Origin of the sequence: Shewanella sp. WXL01, assembly GCF_012263345.1 — a bacterium.
Classification (GTDB): Bacteria; Pseudomonadota; Gammaproteobacteria; order Enterobacterales; family Shewanellaceae; genus Shewanella; species Shewanella maritima.
On record NZ_JAAIKQ010000005.1, the window covers coordinates 127,461 to 143,309 of the forward strand.

A 15,849-nucleotide genomic window follows, 5' to 3' on the forward strand; every position below is an offset into this window, starting at 1 on the left:
AGCGCAACTTTATTAAGCTTCGTTTTACAAACTTAGCTTATGCGTGCTCTTCAGCTAGGTATAACCAAGTATCAATTACTGTATCTGGGTTAAGTGATACTGTGTCGATACCTTGCTCTACTAACCATGCTGCAAAGTCAGCGTGATCCGATGGACCTTGACCACAAATACCAACGTAAGCACCTTTAGCTTTAGCAGCTTTAATTGCCATAGATAGCAATGCTTTAACCGCTTCGTTACGCTCATCAAACAGGTGGCTGATGATACCTGAATCACGGTCAAGACCGAGTGTTAGCTGAGTTAAGTCGTTTGAGCCGATAGAGAAACCATCGAAGTACTCAAGGAACTGCTCTGCAAGCAGTGCATTTGAAGGTAGCTCACACATCATAATCACGCGTAAACCGTCTTTACCACGCTCTAAACCTTGCTCTTTAAGTAGCTCGATTACTTGACGCGCTTCATCAAGCGTACGCACAAATGGGATCATAATTTCAACATTCTTCAGACCCATCTCGTTACGCACACGCTTGATTGCTTCACACTCTAGTGCGAAACAGTCGCGGAACGACTCAGAGATATAACGGCTAGCACCACGGAAACCAAGCATTGGGTTTTCTTCTTCCGGCTCATAGTGCTCACCACCAACTAGGTTAGCGTACTCGTTAGACTTAAAGTCTGACATACGTACGATAACTTTCTTCGGATAGAATGCGCTACCGATAGAGGCGATACCTTCAACTAGGCGCTCAACATAGTATTCAACTGGTGATGCATAACCTGCGATCATATCGTTGATTTCTTGTTGTAGCTCAGCGCTTTGCTCGTTGAACTCAAGCAATGCTTTCGGGTGAATACCGATCATGCGGTTAATGATGAACTCAAGGCGAGCAAGACCCACACCTTCGTTTGGCAGACGAGCAAAGTCAAATGCACGGTCAGGGTTACCTACATTCATCATGATCTTCATTGGTAGATCTGGCAGTGCGTCAACGCGGTTAGTAACCACATCAAACTCTTGCTTACCGTCATAGATGAAACCAGTGTCACCTTCTGCACAAGATACAGTCACAACTTGACCGCTCTTAATTTGGTCTGTGACATCGCCACAACCCACAACAGCTGGAACACCTAGCTCACGAGCGATAATCGCCGCGTGACAAGTACGGCCGCCACGATTAGTAACAATCGCGCTAGCGCGCTTCATGATTGGCTCCCAGTCTGGGTCAGTCATGTCAGTAACAAGTACGTCACCTGGCTGGATTTGGTCCATATCATCAATTGAAGCTAGAACTTTCGCTACGCCGCTACCAATCTTATGACCGATTGCGCGACCTTCGCTTACTACTTCACCTTTAGTTTTCAGGTGGTAGCGTTCAATTAGCTGCACATCTTCACGGCTACGAACAGTCTCTGGACGTGCTTGAACGATGTAAAGCTTGCCATCATTACCGTCTTTAGCCCACTCGATGTCCATTGGACGACCGTAGTGCTTCTCGATGATACAAGCTTGCTTAGCTAGCTCTTGAACTTCTTCGTCATTGATAGAGAATTCGCGGCGCATTTCTGGCGCAACGTCTTCAATCTTAACTTGCTTACCATGTGACTCATCATCTGAGTACACCATTTGGATTAACTTGCTGCCGATATTACGGCGCACAACGGCTTTGTGCCCTTGCGCTAAAATTGGTTTGTGTACGTAGAACTCATCTGGGTTCACCGCACCTTGTACAACCATCTCACCTAGACCAAATGATGAAGTAATAAATACTACGTCATTGTTGCCAGACTCAGTGTCCATGGTGAACATTACACCAGATGATGCTTTATCAGAGCGCACCATGCGCTGGATACCTGCTGATAACGCTACACCTTGGTGCTCATAACCTTGGTGAACACGGTAAGAGATTGCTCGATCGTTAAATAACGATGCAAATACATGCTTAATCGCAAGTAATACAGCATCGTAACCTTTCACGTTTAGGAAAGTTTCTTGTTGACCGGCGAAAGACGCGTCAGGCATGTCTTCTGCAGTTGCTGATGAGCGAACGGCAAACGATGCATCTTGAGTCTCGCTTGATAGCTTGTCATAAGCTTCGCGGATGGCTGCTTCTAGTTCTGGTTGGAACGGGGTTTCGATAACCCATTGTCTGATCTGTGCACCAACTTTCGCTAATTCATTTACGTCGTCTACATCCAATGTTTCTAGAATGTCGAAAATCTTCTGGTTAACACCACTTTGTTCAAGAAACTCGTTAAACGCATGTGATGTTGTAGCAAACCCGCCAGGTACTTGAACACCAGCATTGGCAAGGTTACTGATCATTTCACCAAGAGAAGCGTTCTTACCGCCTACCTTGTTAACATCACCCATACCTAATTCTTGATACCAGAGTATGTATTGCTGCACAGTTATCTCTCCGCAAGTTTAATTTCAATGGCCACTTCACACGAGGGCAGCGGCATTCTACACTGCCACTCAGCAAGCGTAAATGTATAATTTTATTTGTAATTTTATTACTACAAGAGACCGAAATGACACCAAAAGTATTTTATATTTCCGACGGAACCGCAATCACTGCAGAAGTTTTTGGCCATGCAGTTCTGTCACAGTTTCCAGTTGAATTTGAAGCACTTACGATTCCATTTGTCGACAGCACAACCAAAGCAGAAAAAGTAAAACAGCAAATCAACGATTGTTTTTTTACAACAGAGGTTAGACCGATTGTGTTCCATTCCATCGTCAATCAGGAAATTCGCGACATTATTTTCGCCAGCGAAGCCCTTGATTACGATTTTTTGAACACCTTTGTTTCGCCACTCGAACAACAACTCGGTATAAAAGCTGAACCTGTGATCAACCGCACACACGGTAAAGCCAATCAATCTTACGAAAACCGTATCGACGCCATTAATTACACCTTAGATAATGATGATGGCCAAACCATGAAGAACATGGATAAAGCTGACATCATTTTACTTGGCGTATCCCGCTGCGGTAAAACTCCTTCAAGTCTGTACCTATCTATGCAGTTTGGTATTAAAGCAGCGAATTATCCATTTACAGAAGACGATATGGACAATTTAAAGCTACCACCTGAGCTTAAGCGCAATAAAAAGAAGCTATTTGGCTTAACTATTGATCCGCAGCGTTTGCATGAAATTCGTCAAAGTCGATTGGAAAACAGCCGCTACTCGTCATTACGCCAATGCCGTATTGAAGTCAAAGAAGTAGAAATGATGTACAAGAAAGAGAAAATTCCTTTTGTTAATACGACCAATCATTCGGTCGAAGAGATTGCCGCCAAGATTATTGATGTAACTGGACTTGAGCGTCACATGTTCTAATGCTAACAAGCGTATTGAATTCATAAGCACTAGTGTAAGCAATAATTAATTACCCATGCTGTAATTCAATAACGAATCATCTAGCCAGTACCTTTTGTACTGGCTATTTTTTTACCAATTTGCACGAAATAAGCGTTACTTCTATCAAATAACCATTTTTTCTTTACAAAATGCATCGCTTATTGAGCTTTTAGCGGTGTTTAACTTGGCTGTATTAGTTATAATCCAGAGCAATATGATGTTAAAAGCATCACCCTTTTTTATTGGTAGAATGAATGACAATTAAGACAGACGAACTACGTACATCACTTTTATGTAAGGTCATCTCTCCAGCGCAACTCGCCTCAGAATACCCACTGACTCAAGATGCGGCTGATTATCTCGTTGAGCAGCGTCGCCAGGTTGAAGCCATCATTGAAGGCAAAGACCAACGCCTGTTAGTTATTGTAGGCCCTTGCTCAATTCACGATACAGAAGCGGCACTCGAATACGCGCAGCGCTTAGCCAAGCTTCATCATGAGTTAAAGGATGACTTATGTATTTTGATGCGGGTGTATTTTGAAAAGCCTCGCACAATTGTGGGCTGGAAAGGTTTGATTTCAGATCCAGATCTCGACGGCAGCTTTAGCCCAAACAAAGGGCTACGCCTTGCTCGCCACCTGCTGCAGCAAATTACCGAGTTAAAACTGCCAATCGCCACTGAGTTTTTAGACATGGTGAATGGTCAGTATATTGCCGACCTTATTACTTGGGGCGCAATTGGCGCACGTACCACTGAAAGTCAGATCCACCGCGAAATGGCTTCTGCTCTATCGTGCCCAGTAGGCTTTAAAAACGGTACTGACGGCAATATCAAGATTGCGGTTGATGCGGTACGTGCGGCACAAGCTCCACATATCTTCTACTCGCCAGATAAAGACGGTGCAATGGCAGTTTACCGCACTCACGGCAACCCGTATGGTCACATAATTTTGCGTGGCGGTAGCAAGCCTAATTATCACGCGGCAGATATTGAAGATGCTCGCGCTAAACTTGAAAAAGTGGGTGTAACCGAGCGTATGGTGGTAGATTTTAGTCATGGCAATAGCCAAAAAATCCATAAGAATCAGCTAAGTGTAGCAGATAGCATTATGGAGCAAATGCGAAATGGCTCTACCGCAATCGCAGGTATTATGGCTGAAAGCTTTATCGAGGAAGGTAACCAAAAAGTCGAAGCAGGCAAACCACTTACCTTCGGTAAAAGTATTACTGACGCTTGCTTGCACTGGCAAGATTCAGAAGCTTTGCTGCGCAAGCTTGCTCAGGCTTCAAGAGAGCGTATGCAAAAGCTCGCTGCTAAATAAGCAACTCGTTGCTAAAGTGGTAGGTAAATAAGTGATAGACACTTAAGGTTTTCGCCTTAAGTGTTTTTTATTGCAAACAATAATATCGTCAACCGCCGATGTCATTGTTCACAATTTTAGGGTTAAGCAAATAACCCTAACTCGCACATGAAGTGAGGACGACCTCACCGCTCACCTTCACCTTGGGACGGCCCAAACATATTAGGAAACTGATCATGTATTTGACGGCGCTGATCCTCGCAGGTTTATTTGAAATAATTTGGGCTGTTGGCTTAAAGCTATCAAACGGTCTAAGCAAACCATTGACCTCATCTATTACAGTTATTGCACTCGTGGTTAGCTTTTGTTTGCTTGCATATTCGATGAAACAACTGCCACTGAGTATCGCGTATGCAATCTGGGTGGCAATTGGGCTTTGTGGCAGCGCGATAGTCGGTGTTATTTACTTTGGCGAGTCATTTACGCTGTTAAAGTGCATTAGCCTATGTTTAATAGTGCTTGGCGTCATCGGTTTAAAACTTAGTAGCTAACCAACAAGTAGCAACTTATGTCTATCAACTCGAGTATGTGAATATTCTTGCTAGCACACTTTAGAGCTCCAAGTTAGTCATCTAATGACTAATACTCTAGTGATGCTGCCCTTTGTTTACTTGCTCAAATCGCTGCTCAACTTTTAAAAAGTGTTCAATCACTAATGGATCGAATTGCACCGATTTACCTTTAACCAATTGATAAACCGCTTCCTTATGGCTACTGGCACTCTTGTAATGCCGAGGAGACGTCATGGCATCGTAGGCATCGCATACACGTAAGACTCTTGCAGCAAAAGGAATATGAGCACCGTTAATACCGTCAGGGTAACCTGAGCCGTCCCAGTTTTCATGATGAGAGCGACTTAATTGCCTGGCTAGAGCCATAATCTCTGAACCTTGTCCATATGCCTGTAATTGTTTAATAAATTCACAACCTGTTATCGTGTGAGCTTTTAGTTCCTCAAACTCATCAGCGTTAACTCGGCCAGCTTTCAATAAAAACTGTTGGTTTACATCAATATTCCCCACATCATGGAGCATACAGGCACAACGCAAGTCTTCGACTATCTCATGAGTAAATTCATCAGGGCATTGTTTGGACTGCAAAATTTCCTTTGAGAGGATATCAATATATTGCTCTACACGAAGTACATGCCCATATAAAAATGGATCCTGATACTCAGCAGATTTTGCGAGCGCCAAACACAACAGCTTACTGGTCAAGGCTTGCTGCCCAAGTCTCTCTTCAACGTGCCTCAAAATGAATCCCGCCATCAGAGTACAAATAGCATTAGTCACCATAAAATTAATCATTACGACAACGTAAATAAAAATGTCATAGCCAACCGTTTCTGGCCATTTGGTATAGCCCAAGTGATACACCATACCAACAATTGCCAATGTAAAACCATTGATATACAACGCGTTGGCTCCGGCATTTTTACCAAGGAGTAACACGGCAAGAATGGGGAAACAGAACAACCAAAATAACCCAGCACCCGAAGGGCCAATAACTACTGTAAAGCCAATACCGATGATATAACCAACACTACAACCAATTAAATACCTTTGCTTATCGGGTAACTTAGGAAGGTAGATAGCGAGCAAGAACATGCTATAAACCACGGTATCTAGCACCACCATGCTCCATAAACCAAGCACAACAGATAAATAGACACTGGTTAAATAAACGGGTATGCAAAGTACGGCGATAATACGAAACACACGGCTGAAAATCTGCCTACGCCAGTAGGCGACTGGACTTGAGCTATAAACTTGAGGAATTATTGCGTCCATAGATACATCCTTGTACAACAGCCATTAAATAGTAGGCAACTAATTTGGGGCAAATACTGTTAACTCAGCACTAAATAACTCTTTCAAAGAGGGTTGCTGACACAACACTTATCAAGCAAACGCACTTCATAGTTATCAAAGCTAAATAATTATGGTCTAATCAATGACACCTTTTCTATCAACTTGATCATTACCGAGGGCGAAAAATGACTTCATCATCAAAGTCTAGCGCAACTATCTTTGGTTGCTTGTTTTTTGCAGCAATCGTCGCATTTGGTTACCAAATCCAACAAACAGCAATTAATTACAAGCTGCTTGATCGTACCGTTACTGTTAAAGGATTAGCAGAGCAAGAGTTTGCTGCTGATACTGTGATTTGGCCAATTCAATTCACGGCAGCAAGCAACGATCTCGACGCCATATACTTACAAATAGATAAGCAAAGTCAGCAAGTTAAGCAGTTTCTATTAGCTCAGGGACTGCCAGAAGCAAGCGTGACTATTTCGCCACCATCGGTTAACGATAAACTTGCTCAGCAATATGGTAACGGCGGACCAACTGAATTTCGTTATACGGCACTGCAAACCATCACCGTGTACACTCAGCAAATTGATGTCGCCCGAGCAGCGATCAGTCAACTTAGTCAGTTAGGTAAACAAGGTATTGTGTTTGCGCAAAATAATTACGACATGCGTATCGAATATATATTTAGCAAACTTAATGATGTAAAGCCGCAAATGGTAGAAGAGTCTACTAAGAACGCACGTATTGTCGCGCAAAAATTTGCCACCGACTCAGACAGCCAACTCGGAAAAATTAAACGTGCTCGACAAGGTCAATTTAGTATTAGCAACCGTGATAAAAACACGCCTCACATTAAACGTGTACGTGTGGTATCAACTGTTGAATATTATCTAGCTGACTAAGTGGCCAAATGAAGAAGTGAAGACGTGAGTATGCGAATAAATTAATGGCGAATAAGTAAAGACATAAATGAACATCATGAAAGTATGCTGCGCGGCTTTGACTGTGGCGATGACGCTTATCAATAGCCACGCCAACGCAGCCCTACCAATAAATGAGTTAACGCACGATGAGGCGACGACCACAGTTTATTTAGTTCGCCACGGTGAAAAACAACCTGGACGCGACCCGCTGCTTACTATAGCCGGCGAGAAAAGAGCACAGACTCTCGCCACGCTTTTTAAAGATGTAAAGCTCACCTCGGTATACAGCACAAACTACCAGCGCACCATTCATACCGCTACGCCTGCGGCGCGATTACAGGGACTCGTCATTCAGCAATACAACCCTCGAGCCTTGAGCGAATTTGCAACGAAATTATCAGCTATGCCAGGAAAACACTTGGTTGTAGGTCACAGTAATACCACCCATGAGCTTGCAAAATTGCTTGGGGCAAAACCGGGTATGCCAATCGATGATAAAACCGAGTTCAACCGATTTTACGTGATTCATTTATCACCTCCTGCAATGCAACAAACCGAGAATGCACACTCGCCCACAATAGTAAGTAGCAAAATCCTGCGCTACTAATACCTAGGGCCTGTTGATCTTTGCTGATTAGAATTTGTTCGAATTAAAAACACTTTAATCAAGACGCGAGCTATGCAGTTTAGTCGACTAAACAAGTGGCTCGCAACGCAGAGAAAAGTGCTTTTAAACGAACCGTTCCGGCAGCGCTTGTTGTCATTTCTACTGTGTTAACGACTTACTCATGTGGAATAACCACACATAAAAGTCGTTGCCTTGTATAAATTTCCAACAAGCAGCTGCAAAAATAATCTTGAAAGATCAACAGGCCCAAGTTGCTTGAGTAAGGTAGGTCCAGATAAAACAGCCGTGAAAAACAACTAAGAAGCATTTATAATCTGCGCTTTTTCTATCCATGCCCTGCGTCTGAGTACCTCAGACGTGTTGCAGTCGTTCATAACTCTAGGTTGTATTTATGTCTTCTCAAGCGCCAAGCGATCAGTCTTACTTAACACCAGAAATTCAACAGCGAATTGAGCAATCAGAAGCCCGCGTCATTAAGGCGATTTTTCCTTCAAACACCAATCACCATAACACCCTATTTGGCGGAGATGCGCTTGCATGGATGGACGAAACTGCGTTCATTGCTGCGACCCGGTTTTGTCGTAAGTCGCTGGTAACAGTGAGTTCGGACAAGATTGATTTTAAAAAGGCGATCCCTGCCGGTACGCTAGCGGAGCTGATTGCTCGTGTGATCCATGTGGGTAACACCTCACTAAAAGTTGAAGTCAATATTTACGTAGAGGATATGTACACAGAGCACCGCGAGCACGCTATTCGCGGCGTATTCACCTTTGTAGCAGTCGACGAAAACCGTCAGCCGACTCAAGTTTGGCCAGTTAAACTCTAATTAAGGTTTACCACTATCTAAGTGAAGCTACGTCTAGGTAAAGCCCATTACCACTGTGCGAAGCGGCCAATAATGGGGAATGTCCGTGCTCTGCGGACATTCTTTTTAAACCAAAGCTTCTTTGGATCACTGCCACTTCAACGCAAAAGCTTTTCTAAGCTTAACCACGTAAAGTTACGGCCACATCTTGAACTTAGTTTACCATTATGGAAGTGACTTCAGATGCAGTAAAACTAAGCTATTGTGATTATTCTGCTTTTTCAGCATTAGACCTAAGTCTAATAACACTTCTATTTAGCTCATTTTTCAGCTTATATTCATTTTTAGTCATAGAATGTGCAACCACCATTTGCTACATTGAAGTTATCTTCACGAGCACGCAAAAAATAATAAGTCCATGAAGCTAGAAAATTTAAAGATAATAATTGCGGACGACCACCCGTTATTTAGAAACGCCCTACGCCAAGCGCTATCAGCCACTTTTACCAACACTCAGTGGGTCGAAGCTGATAGTGCAGACGCACTGCAACAGACTTTAGATCAATCAACTGAATTTGATTTGATTTTACTCGACCTGCAAATGCCCGGCTCCCATGGTTACTCAACCCTGATTCATTTGCGTAGCCACTACCCAGAAATACCGGTTGTAGTGGTCTCGGCCCATGAAGACATCACCACAATTAGCCGCGCAATTCATTATGGCAGCAGTGGCTTTATTCCAAAATCAGCCTCAATGGAAACCCTAACGGATGCCTTGTCGGCCGTGTTATATGGTGACATTTGGTTACCAGAAAACACTAAGCTGGTTGAGATTGAAAACAACGACTCAGAAAAAGTCGCCTCTAAACTGTCAGAACTTACACCTCAGCAATATCGAGTGCTACAAATGTTTGCCGAAGGGTTACTCAACAAACAAATCGCTTATGATTTTGGCGTGTCAGAGGCAACGATTAAAGCTCATGCCACAGCCATTTTTAGAAAGTTGGGCGTTCGCAATCGCACCCAAGCGGTTATTGCTCTACAGCAATTAGAAATGGAAAAGGTTGACCTAAGCTAATGTTCAACGAGCTTCCTTTTTCACAGGCGTGCGAAAACAATAAACAACCCATACTCGAGCAATTAACCAAATGGCTAGTTAACGAACAATGCGTATTGGAAATTGGCAGTGGTACAGGTCAGCACAGTGTTTACTTTAGTGAGCTGCTATCACATATACGTTGGCAACCAAGCGATCAACAAATATACCTAGATAATATCAAACGCCGCGTTGAGCTTGCTAAGCTCAATAACCTCCAATTTCCTGTAGCGCTCGATGTAACCAAACCCTGGCCAACCTTGAATGAGCAAGTTCATAGCGTTTTTACAGCCAATACCTTGCATATCATGTCAAAAACAATGGTCGAAGCATTGTTTAGCGGACTAGGGACCTTGCTTGAACAAAGTGGTAGTCAGCTTATTATCTATGGGCCATTTAATTATCAGGGCAAATACACCAGCGAATCTAACGCTAACTTTGATGCTTGGTTAGCCGAGCAAGATCCACAGCGCGGGATCCGCGATATCGAGTGGGTAACTCAGTTAGCATCAGCGCAAGGATTCAGTCTTGTGGACGATGTATCCATGCCTGCCAATAACAGACTATTACGGTTCATTCGCCAAACCAGCAAATAACGGAATACCAATGGGCTCAGTTACAACTAAAACTCACGTAAATGGACTTAAGTTCGTCGAAATCGATACTGATCTATGTTTTGCCACCATTTATCTTCAAGGTGCGCAAATTGACCAATTTCAGCCCAAGGGTCAACAGCCCTTATTATGGGTGTCCAGTGCCGATGATTATCAGCCGGGCAACGGGATCCGCGGCGGTATACCGATTTGTTGGCCCTGGTTTGGTCAAAGCCAAGTTGAAGGATTCCCCCAGCATGGTTTTGCTCGCACAACCCAGTGGGATTTAGTATCAGTAAAAATGGTCAATCAAGTTGCTTTTGTCACCATGGAGCTAAACGTTAAACCTGAGCATCGAAACTTCTGGCCCCATGAAACCAAATTGCAGGTGGTGTTTGAACTTGGCAGCAAGCTCAAAGTGAGCTTAACCAATACCAACTTAACCGATTATCCAATTAGCCTTACCCAAGCGCTGCATACCTACTTCCCTACAAGTGATATTCATAACACCTATGTAAGTGGCTTAGCTGAATCTCAATACATTGAGTTTGCTAAAGGGCCTTATGCTCAAAATGATGATCTGGTTGAGTTCACTCGCGAAACAGACAGGGTTTACACCAATCTAAGTGCTGCCCAAGTCATTACTACGCCAGAGGGGCGTATCGTAGTCGAGCGCGAAAACAGTCAATCGGCTGTGCTGTGGAATCCTTGGATAGATAAATCTCAGCGTCTCAGTCGCTTTAACGACAATGACTACTTGAGTATGTTGTGTCTTGAGGCGGCCAACGTGTTAGAAGATCAAGTAACACTTGCCGCTGGCGCAAGCCATACATTGACCACCACCATATACTGGCAAAATTGACACTAGCTTAAGCATTAAAGTGAGTGACGCAGAATTAGTAAAGCCTCATCCTTGGTGAGGCTTAATTATTTGGCTCTTATTTACAGCTTAAATAAATAACCATTAATGCCAGTAGCTTGGCGAACATGCTAAACTAACGTGAAAATTTAGGGACAAACTTGGCGCGTCATGTTTAGGCGATTATTACTTCTGTTTTCACTCATATTAGTCGCGCTATTGGCTGCTTACTTTTGGATACAGCAGCCTCCTCACGAGCCTCAATCCGGGTCAGTATCGGTTGATTACACGCCGCAGCAAACCTTATCGGTGAGAGTCATCAACCGTATTCTAGCACCCTACAATATCAGAGTGCTTAACTTAGACACTGAATCTATTAATCTAAATCAGCTGCATATTCCCAGACTCGTTTTACAGTTTCAGCATAACTATATTGCGGTTGAAGAGCTAAACATCAGGCTAAATCAGGGCTTAAGTATGTTGCTTAGCGCTTCATTTGAGCTTGATAAAATACAAAGTATCAGTGCTAAACGTATCTATGTGCACGTAAATGACCCAAGCATTAAACAAAAAGCTGAGCAGCAAAACGTCAGTGATGTAAGCAAGCAAAACACTGACTATGCATTTGATTTAACTCAGCTTGAAAAGCTTCCAGCGCTTAGTATCGATGAACTATCGCTCAACTTTGCCAAAATCTCTGACAGTCAACACAATCGACCGTTCAATATCGCCCTGACTAACTTGCATAGCGATGAGCATCAACTCGCTGCGACTGCCAGCATTAACCACCATCAACTTATATCGCTCACTGCTCGTCATAGCCTTAGCGATAGCGCGGGGAACAGACAAAATAGCATTAGCGCAAATTACCACCTTGAAGTTTCTCATACCATCGCAGCACTAGAGCAGCTTCAGCGCTATTTATTGGATTATGCAAAAGCAAAGCTAGCCCAAGGACATGAACTAAACCCACTATATGAATCGATACTTGAAGCGCTAACTCCACTTCATCAAATGTCACAAATGCGAGCAAGCTTGCATGGAACATTGCAAGGGCAAGCCCTGCTCAATCCCCAAAGCGGTTTGGTGAACACTAAGCATACGCTTGATAATGCCAGTGTTAGTTTTAACGATAATGTTTGGCTAAAGCCGCACACAAGCATGCAACTGATGTCCGAACATCAAATTAACATGCTGCGGCCTCTCGTCATTCAAGGAGTCTCGCCTAAGCACAGCTTCAGCCTTGCCCCATTCGAGCTCGAACCCAATAACGAGCTACTGATCGCCAATCAGGGGTTTTGGAAGCTGCTCGACTTGCCACACGATGTGAAAGCCTACTTGCATGCGACCCTAAAACAGCTACCAGATACTAAGCTTGCTCTTCACGCTCCACTTAAATTTGAGTTTAACCGCGACACAGCAAACCTTTACCTTCAACAAGATAAAGCGTCATTGAGCTTATGTAATGATGACGAATCATTGCGCCTTGTCTTGAAGTCGCTAACCTTTAACTCACTAACCTCTAACTCACTAGCAATGAGCCAAGGTAACGAAACAGACATGTCTGCAAACTTCAGTCTAACTGGCTCGTTGAAGCGCCTAGCCCCTAATACTGACTCACACACCTACCCTTTAAGCGATTTACTAAGCCAAGCGCTGCAATCAAGTCATTTATCCATCAATCAACCAGATCTCAATATTGGCGGCTCACTCAGACTTAATCACTCCCAAAATATAGAGTTAGCGCTTGACCCTGGTAGTGAAATCAAGCTTTCTGCGGCCACTTTTAACAGCGAAGTGTTAAGCGGGGTTATCGGTGCAACCAAGTTTACTGTGACAGACCCAGCTAGCTTAAGGTTTAAAGGGAGTCAGGTTGAAAGCAATATTGATTTTGGTAAATGGTTGCTAGATATCAATAGCTTAAGTATCGCCAGAGACACTAGCCTTAGTGAGATTAGCTACTACAAGGTCGACAACATTGCCCTCTCGCAAACATCACCTAGAGCAGGCATCAAACTTAAAGAAGATCAAACCACATTGAGTAGCCAATTAAGTTGGCAGTTCACTGGTATCGCCCTAGATAGAAAAGCGCGCTCAGGTAAAAATTATCGATTGATTGCATTAGATAAGTTATCCATCGCGCAAGATATCAATTTGACTCGAGGGCTTTGGAGTACACACGAAAGCTGGCAACTCGGCGCGTTAAAACCACAATCTAAACACTGGGTAAATCTAAATAAAAACCCAACATTTGCTGGCCAGTGGCAGTTAGATAGCAGCGCTATAGACACAATCGACAGCTTGCGACTTAATACGCTAGCACAGCCTTACGAGCTTACTGGTAATTATGGAATTAAAGCAAACTTTGCCCTGACCCAATACCCTCATCAGAATAGTTTTGAGCTCAAACTACAACAACACGCAAATCAAGTCAGTGCTCTGGTCAGTGACAATCGTATTAACAATGGCCAACTACAACTGGACTGCCAATTTGATTGGGTATCGAGTACTCAAATGCAATCTAATACTCAGAGCCAGTTACACTGTCCGAAAGCTTTGCTTTCAGTAAATCAGCTTCATTCAAGCCTCAAATTTGAAAACGTACAAATTGGCGCAGATATTATGCTTAATCGCGATAGCCAAACTGAACCCAATAATTGGCTGCAGCGATTAACCGGTCTTAGTCAGTCTGATGTGAAACTCTCGGCGAGGGGCAAGGTGCTCGATGGTCGTTTTATCATTCCGCAAGCCGTAATCAAGCTGCATGATGAGTCCAATGGCTATATCTTAGTTCAAGGCGTCAGTGCCGATGCTTTGCTCAAACAACAGCCTATCAGTAATCTCAATATTTCCGGTATTTTTGACGGTGTATTGCCCGCTAAACTAGATAAAGGAAAGCTCACCATTAGTGGGGGTAATTTGGCAGCAAGACAACCGGGTGGTCTAATTGAGCTACAACAAAATGAGGCAATAACTGAGCTTGTTCGAACCCAGCCCCAATTAGAAACTGCCGTGCAAGCCCTTGCCCATTTGAACTATCATCACCTTGCTGGAACATTTGATATGCAAGACACAGGTGATGCCAAGTTATCAGTTTCAGTGCAAGGCAAAGCCAAAAACTATAGCCGACCTGTGCATTTAAACTATCAACATCAAGAAAACCTGTACTCGCTTTACCAAAGCTTACAGATACCCTATTTACTTGAGCAGCAAATAGAAACTAATCTTACGTCCAGTGCTGCTAACATCGAGCGTTAAATTAAAAGGATCTTTTTAATGAGAAAGCATATAGCTCTGTATATCAGTATCACCGGCATGCTACTGGTGGCGTGTACGCCAACGGTGACCCTAGCACCACCTGAAGAGCCTATTGAAATAAACCTAAATGTGAAAATTGAGCATGAAATTGCGATTCAAGTCGATGAAAAAACAGCACCACTGATTGATAATGCGATCGAAACTGACAATGTAAATAGTGCGAAAAACAAAATTGAGTGATCAGGTTTAACTGTTACAATTACTCGTACAGTAAACTTAAGTTGTACGTAGCAATTGTACCTAACAGCTATTAAGTAAGAGTTAGCAACAAATACCAAATTAAATAATATTTAGGATCTAATCTTGAGAACAATGCTTAGCGCGCTTCTGTTAGTGGTACTTACCATGCCATTTTCAACAAGCGCTAAACCCATCATTAATGTTGGCGGCTATGAATTTTCGCCTTATGTTACCCAAGAAAATGATGGGCATTTTTCGGGATTAACCATAGATTTGATTGCCGCGCTTAATCAGGTACAAAATGAGGTAGAGTTTAACTTTGTACCAACTAGTATTGAGCAGCGCACCTCTGCGTACAGTATCAACCGCTTTGACTTAATGCTGTTTGAAAGTCCTCAATGGGGATGGCAAACGTTCCCCCATGAGTTTATTCCCCTTAATGTTGATGACGGTGAAGTATTTATCGCACTTAAGTCTACAGCAAAGAGTCAACAATTCTTCAAATCAATCAAAAATAAAACCCTAAGTCTGGTTCGTGGCTATCATTACCAGTTTGCGGCATTAAACCCCGATGCCAGTGCACTAGAAAAAGACTTTCGAGTGCAATTTGTTAACTCGAACCACGCATCAATCGAAAGCATTTTGTTAAAGCGTGCACAGGTCGCTCCCGTGACATGGTCATACTTGCAACACTATTATTTAGAATTTCCGGACGCCAAGACTAAATTGCTCGTTTCAAATTTTCGTGATCAGCAATATCAGCACGGGGTAATTTTAAATCCACAGTCTAAGGTATCACGCCAGCAGCTTAGCAAGTGGCTTAAGCGTATAAAGCAAAAAGGCATGTTTGAGCGATTACTCAATGCTTACCAATTGACTAGTCGCTAGCGACAACTCTATTGTCAA

At 43.2% G+C, this 15,849-nt stretch carries 14 protein-coding genes; 12 read left to right on the plus strand and 2 right to left on the minus strand.

Translation table 11 applies throughout. The features are described from left to right. Positions 1-37 precede the first annotated feature (37 nt). Positions 38-2,407, minus strand: coding sequence for a phosphoenolpyruvate synthase (gene ppsA / locus G3R49_RS13385; RefSeq protein WP_167870008.1), 2,370 nt, complete (start codon positions 2,405-2,407; stop codon positions 38-40). A 125-nt stretch (positions 2,408-2,532) separates the two neighbouring features. Here ppsA and G3R49_RS13390 point away from each other — a divergent pair, with 125 nt between their 5' ends. From G3R49_RS13390 to G3R49_RS13400, 3 genes are all read left to right on the plus strand, one after another. Further along, positions 2,533-3,345 (plus strand): pyruvate, water dikinase regulatory protein, encoded by an 813-nt coding sequence (locus tag G3R49_RS13390; RefSeq protein ID WP_167870009.1) that lies wholly within the window; start codon positions 2,533-2,535, stop codon positions 3,343-3,345. A gap of 275 nt (positions 3,346-3,620) precedes the next feature. Continuing rightward, positions 3,621-4,688 carry a 3-deoxy-7-phosphoheptulonate synthase gene (locus G3R49_RS13395; RefSeq protein ID WP_167870010.1) on the plus strand — a complete coding sequence of 356 codons (1,068 nt, stop codon included), beginning with the start codon at positions 3,621-3,623 and terminating at the stop codon, positions 4,686-4,688. 215 nt (positions 4,689-4,903) lie between these two features. Then, a complete protein-coding gene (locus G3R49_RS13400) occupies positions 4,904-5,218 on the plus strand; it encodes a multidrug efflux SMR transporter (RefSeq protein ID WP_167870011.1) in 315 nt (104 codons plus the stop codon). Positions 5,219-5,314: 96 nt separating this feature from the next. Here G3R49_RS13400 and G3R49_RS13405 read toward each other — a convergent pair whose 3' ends face one another. Further along, a complete protein-coding gene (locus G3R49_RS13405) occupies positions 5,315-6,517 on the minus strand; it encodes an HD-GYP domain-containing protein (protein WP_167870012.1) in 1,203 nt (400 codons plus the stop codon). A 206-nt stretch (positions 6,518-6,723) separates the two neighbouring features. Between G3R49_RS13405 and G3R49_RS13410 the strand changes: the two genes are divergently transcribed. The 9 genes from G3R49_RS13410 (at position 6,724) to G3R49_RS13450 (ending at position 15,831) form a co-directional block, all read left to right on the plus strand. Next, on the plus strand, positions 6,724-7,443 hold the full coding sequence (locus G3R49_RS13410) for an SIMPL domain-containing protein (RefSeq protein ID WP_130602723.1): 720 nt from the start codon (positions 6,724-6,726) through the stop codon (positions 7,441-7,443). Positions 7,444-7,510: 67 nt separating this feature from the next. Beyond that, the gene (locus G3R49_RS13415) at positions 7,511-8,071 is read left to right on the plus strand and encodes a phosphoglycerate mutase family protein (protein ID WP_167870013.1); all 561 of its coding nucleotides are present in this window, start codon (positions 7,511-7,513) and stop codon (positions 8,069-8,071) included. 412 nt (positions 8,072-8,483) lie between these two features. Next, positions 8,484-8,918: an acyl-CoA thioesterase gene (locus G3R49_RS13420; RefSeq protein WP_130602719.1), complete on the plus strand. Its 435-nt coding sequence runs from the start codon at positions 8,484-8,486 to the stop codon at positions 8,916-8,918. Positions 8,919-9,315: 397 nt separating this feature from the next. Further along, positions 9,316-9,975 carry a response regulator transcription factor gene (locus tag G3R49_RS13425; protein ID WP_167870014.1) on the plus strand — a complete coding sequence of 220 codons (660 nt, stop codon included), beginning with the start codon at positions 9,316-9,318 and terminating at the stop codon, positions 9,973-9,975. After that, complete coding sequence (locus tag G3R49_RS13430; RefSeq protein ID WP_167870015.1) at positions 9,975-10,589, plus strand: DUF938 domain-containing protein; 615 nt, start codon at positions 9,975-9,977, stop codon at positions 10,587-10,589. Before G3R49_RS13425 ends, G3R49_RS13430 begins: the two co-directional genes overlap by 1 nt. A 10-nt stretch (positions 10,590-10,599) precedes the next feature. Next, the gene (locus G3R49_RS13435; protein WP_167870016.1) at positions 10,600-11,448 is read left to right on the plus strand and encodes a D-hexose-6-phosphate mutarotase; all 849 of its coding nucleotides are present in this window, start codon (positions 10,600-10,602) and stop codon (positions 11,446-11,448) included. Between the two features lie 168 nt (positions 11,449-11,616). Continuing rightward, complete coding sequence (locus tag G3R49_RS13440) at positions 11,617-14,703, plus strand: YdbH domain-containing protein (RefSeq protein ID WP_167870017.1); 3,087 nt, start codon at positions 11,617-11,619, stop codon at positions 14,701-14,703. An 18-nt stretch (positions 14,704-14,721) separates the two neighbouring features. Then, positions 14,722-14,943, plus strand: coding sequence for a YnbE family lipoprotein (locus G3R49_RS13445; protein WP_130602709.1), 222 nt, complete (start codon positions 14,722-14,724; stop codon positions 14,941-14,943). A 165-nt stretch (positions 14,944-15,108) separates the two neighbouring features. Then, on the plus strand, positions 15,109-15,831 hold the full coding sequence (locus tag G3R49_RS13450; protein WP_245335366.1) for an ABC transporter substrate-binding protein: 723 nt from the start codon (positions 15,109-15,111) through the stop codon (positions 15,829-15,831). The last annotated feature ends 18 nt before the right edge of the window (positions 15,832-15,849 follow it).

Coding starts and splice junctions, on each gene's coding strand:
- G3R49_RS13440 (WP_167870017.1), top strand. CDS start 11,617: ATGTTTAGGCGATTATTACTTCTGTTTTCACTCATATTAGTCGCGCTA.
- G3R49_RS13435 (WP_167870016.1), top strand. CDS start 10,600: ATGGGCTCAGTTACAACTAAAACTCACGTAAATGGACTTAAGTTCGTC.
- G3R49_RS13390 (WP_167870009.1), top strand. CDS start 2,533: ATGACACCAAAAGTATTTTATATTTCCGACGGAACCGCAATCACTGCA.
- G3R49_RS13400 (WP_167870011.1), top strand. CDS start 4,904: ATGTATTTGACGGCGCTGATCCTCGCAGGTTTATTTGAAATAATTTGG.
- G3R49_RS13405 (WP_167870012.1), bottom strand. CDS start 6,517: ATGGACGCAATAATTCCTCAAGTTTATAGCTCAAGTCCAGTCGCCTAC.
- G3R49_RS13395 (WP_167870010.1), top strand. CDS start 3,621: ATGACAATTAAGACAGACGAACTACGTACATCACTTTTATGTAAGGTC.
- G3R49_RS13410 (WP_130602723.1), top strand. CDS start 6,724: ATGACTTCATCATCAAAGTCTAGCGCAACTATCTTTGGTTGCTTGTTT.
- G3R49_RS13415 (WP_167870013.1), top strand. CDS start 7,511: ATGAACATCATGAAAGTATGCTGCGCGGCTTTGACTGTGGCGATGACG.
- G3R49_RS13445 (WP_130602709.1), top strand. CDS start 14,722: ATGAGAAAGCATATAGCTCTGTATATCAGTATCACCGGCATGCTACTG.
- G3R49_RS13420 (WP_130602719.1), top strand. CDS start 8,484: ATGTCTTCTCAAGCGCCAAGCGATCAGTCTTACTTAACACCAGAAATT.
- G3R49_RS13430 (WP_167870015.1), top strand. CDS start 9,975: ATGTTCAACGAGCTTCCTTTTTCACAGGCGTGCGAAAACAATAAACAA.
- G3R49_RS13450 (WP_245335366.1), top strand. CDS start 15,109: ATGCCATTTTCAACAAGCGCTAAACCCATCATTAATGTTGGCGGCTAT.
- G3R49_RS13425 (WP_167870014.1), top strand. CDS start 9,316: ATGAAGCTAGAAAATTTAAAGATAATAATTGCGGACGACCACCCGTTA.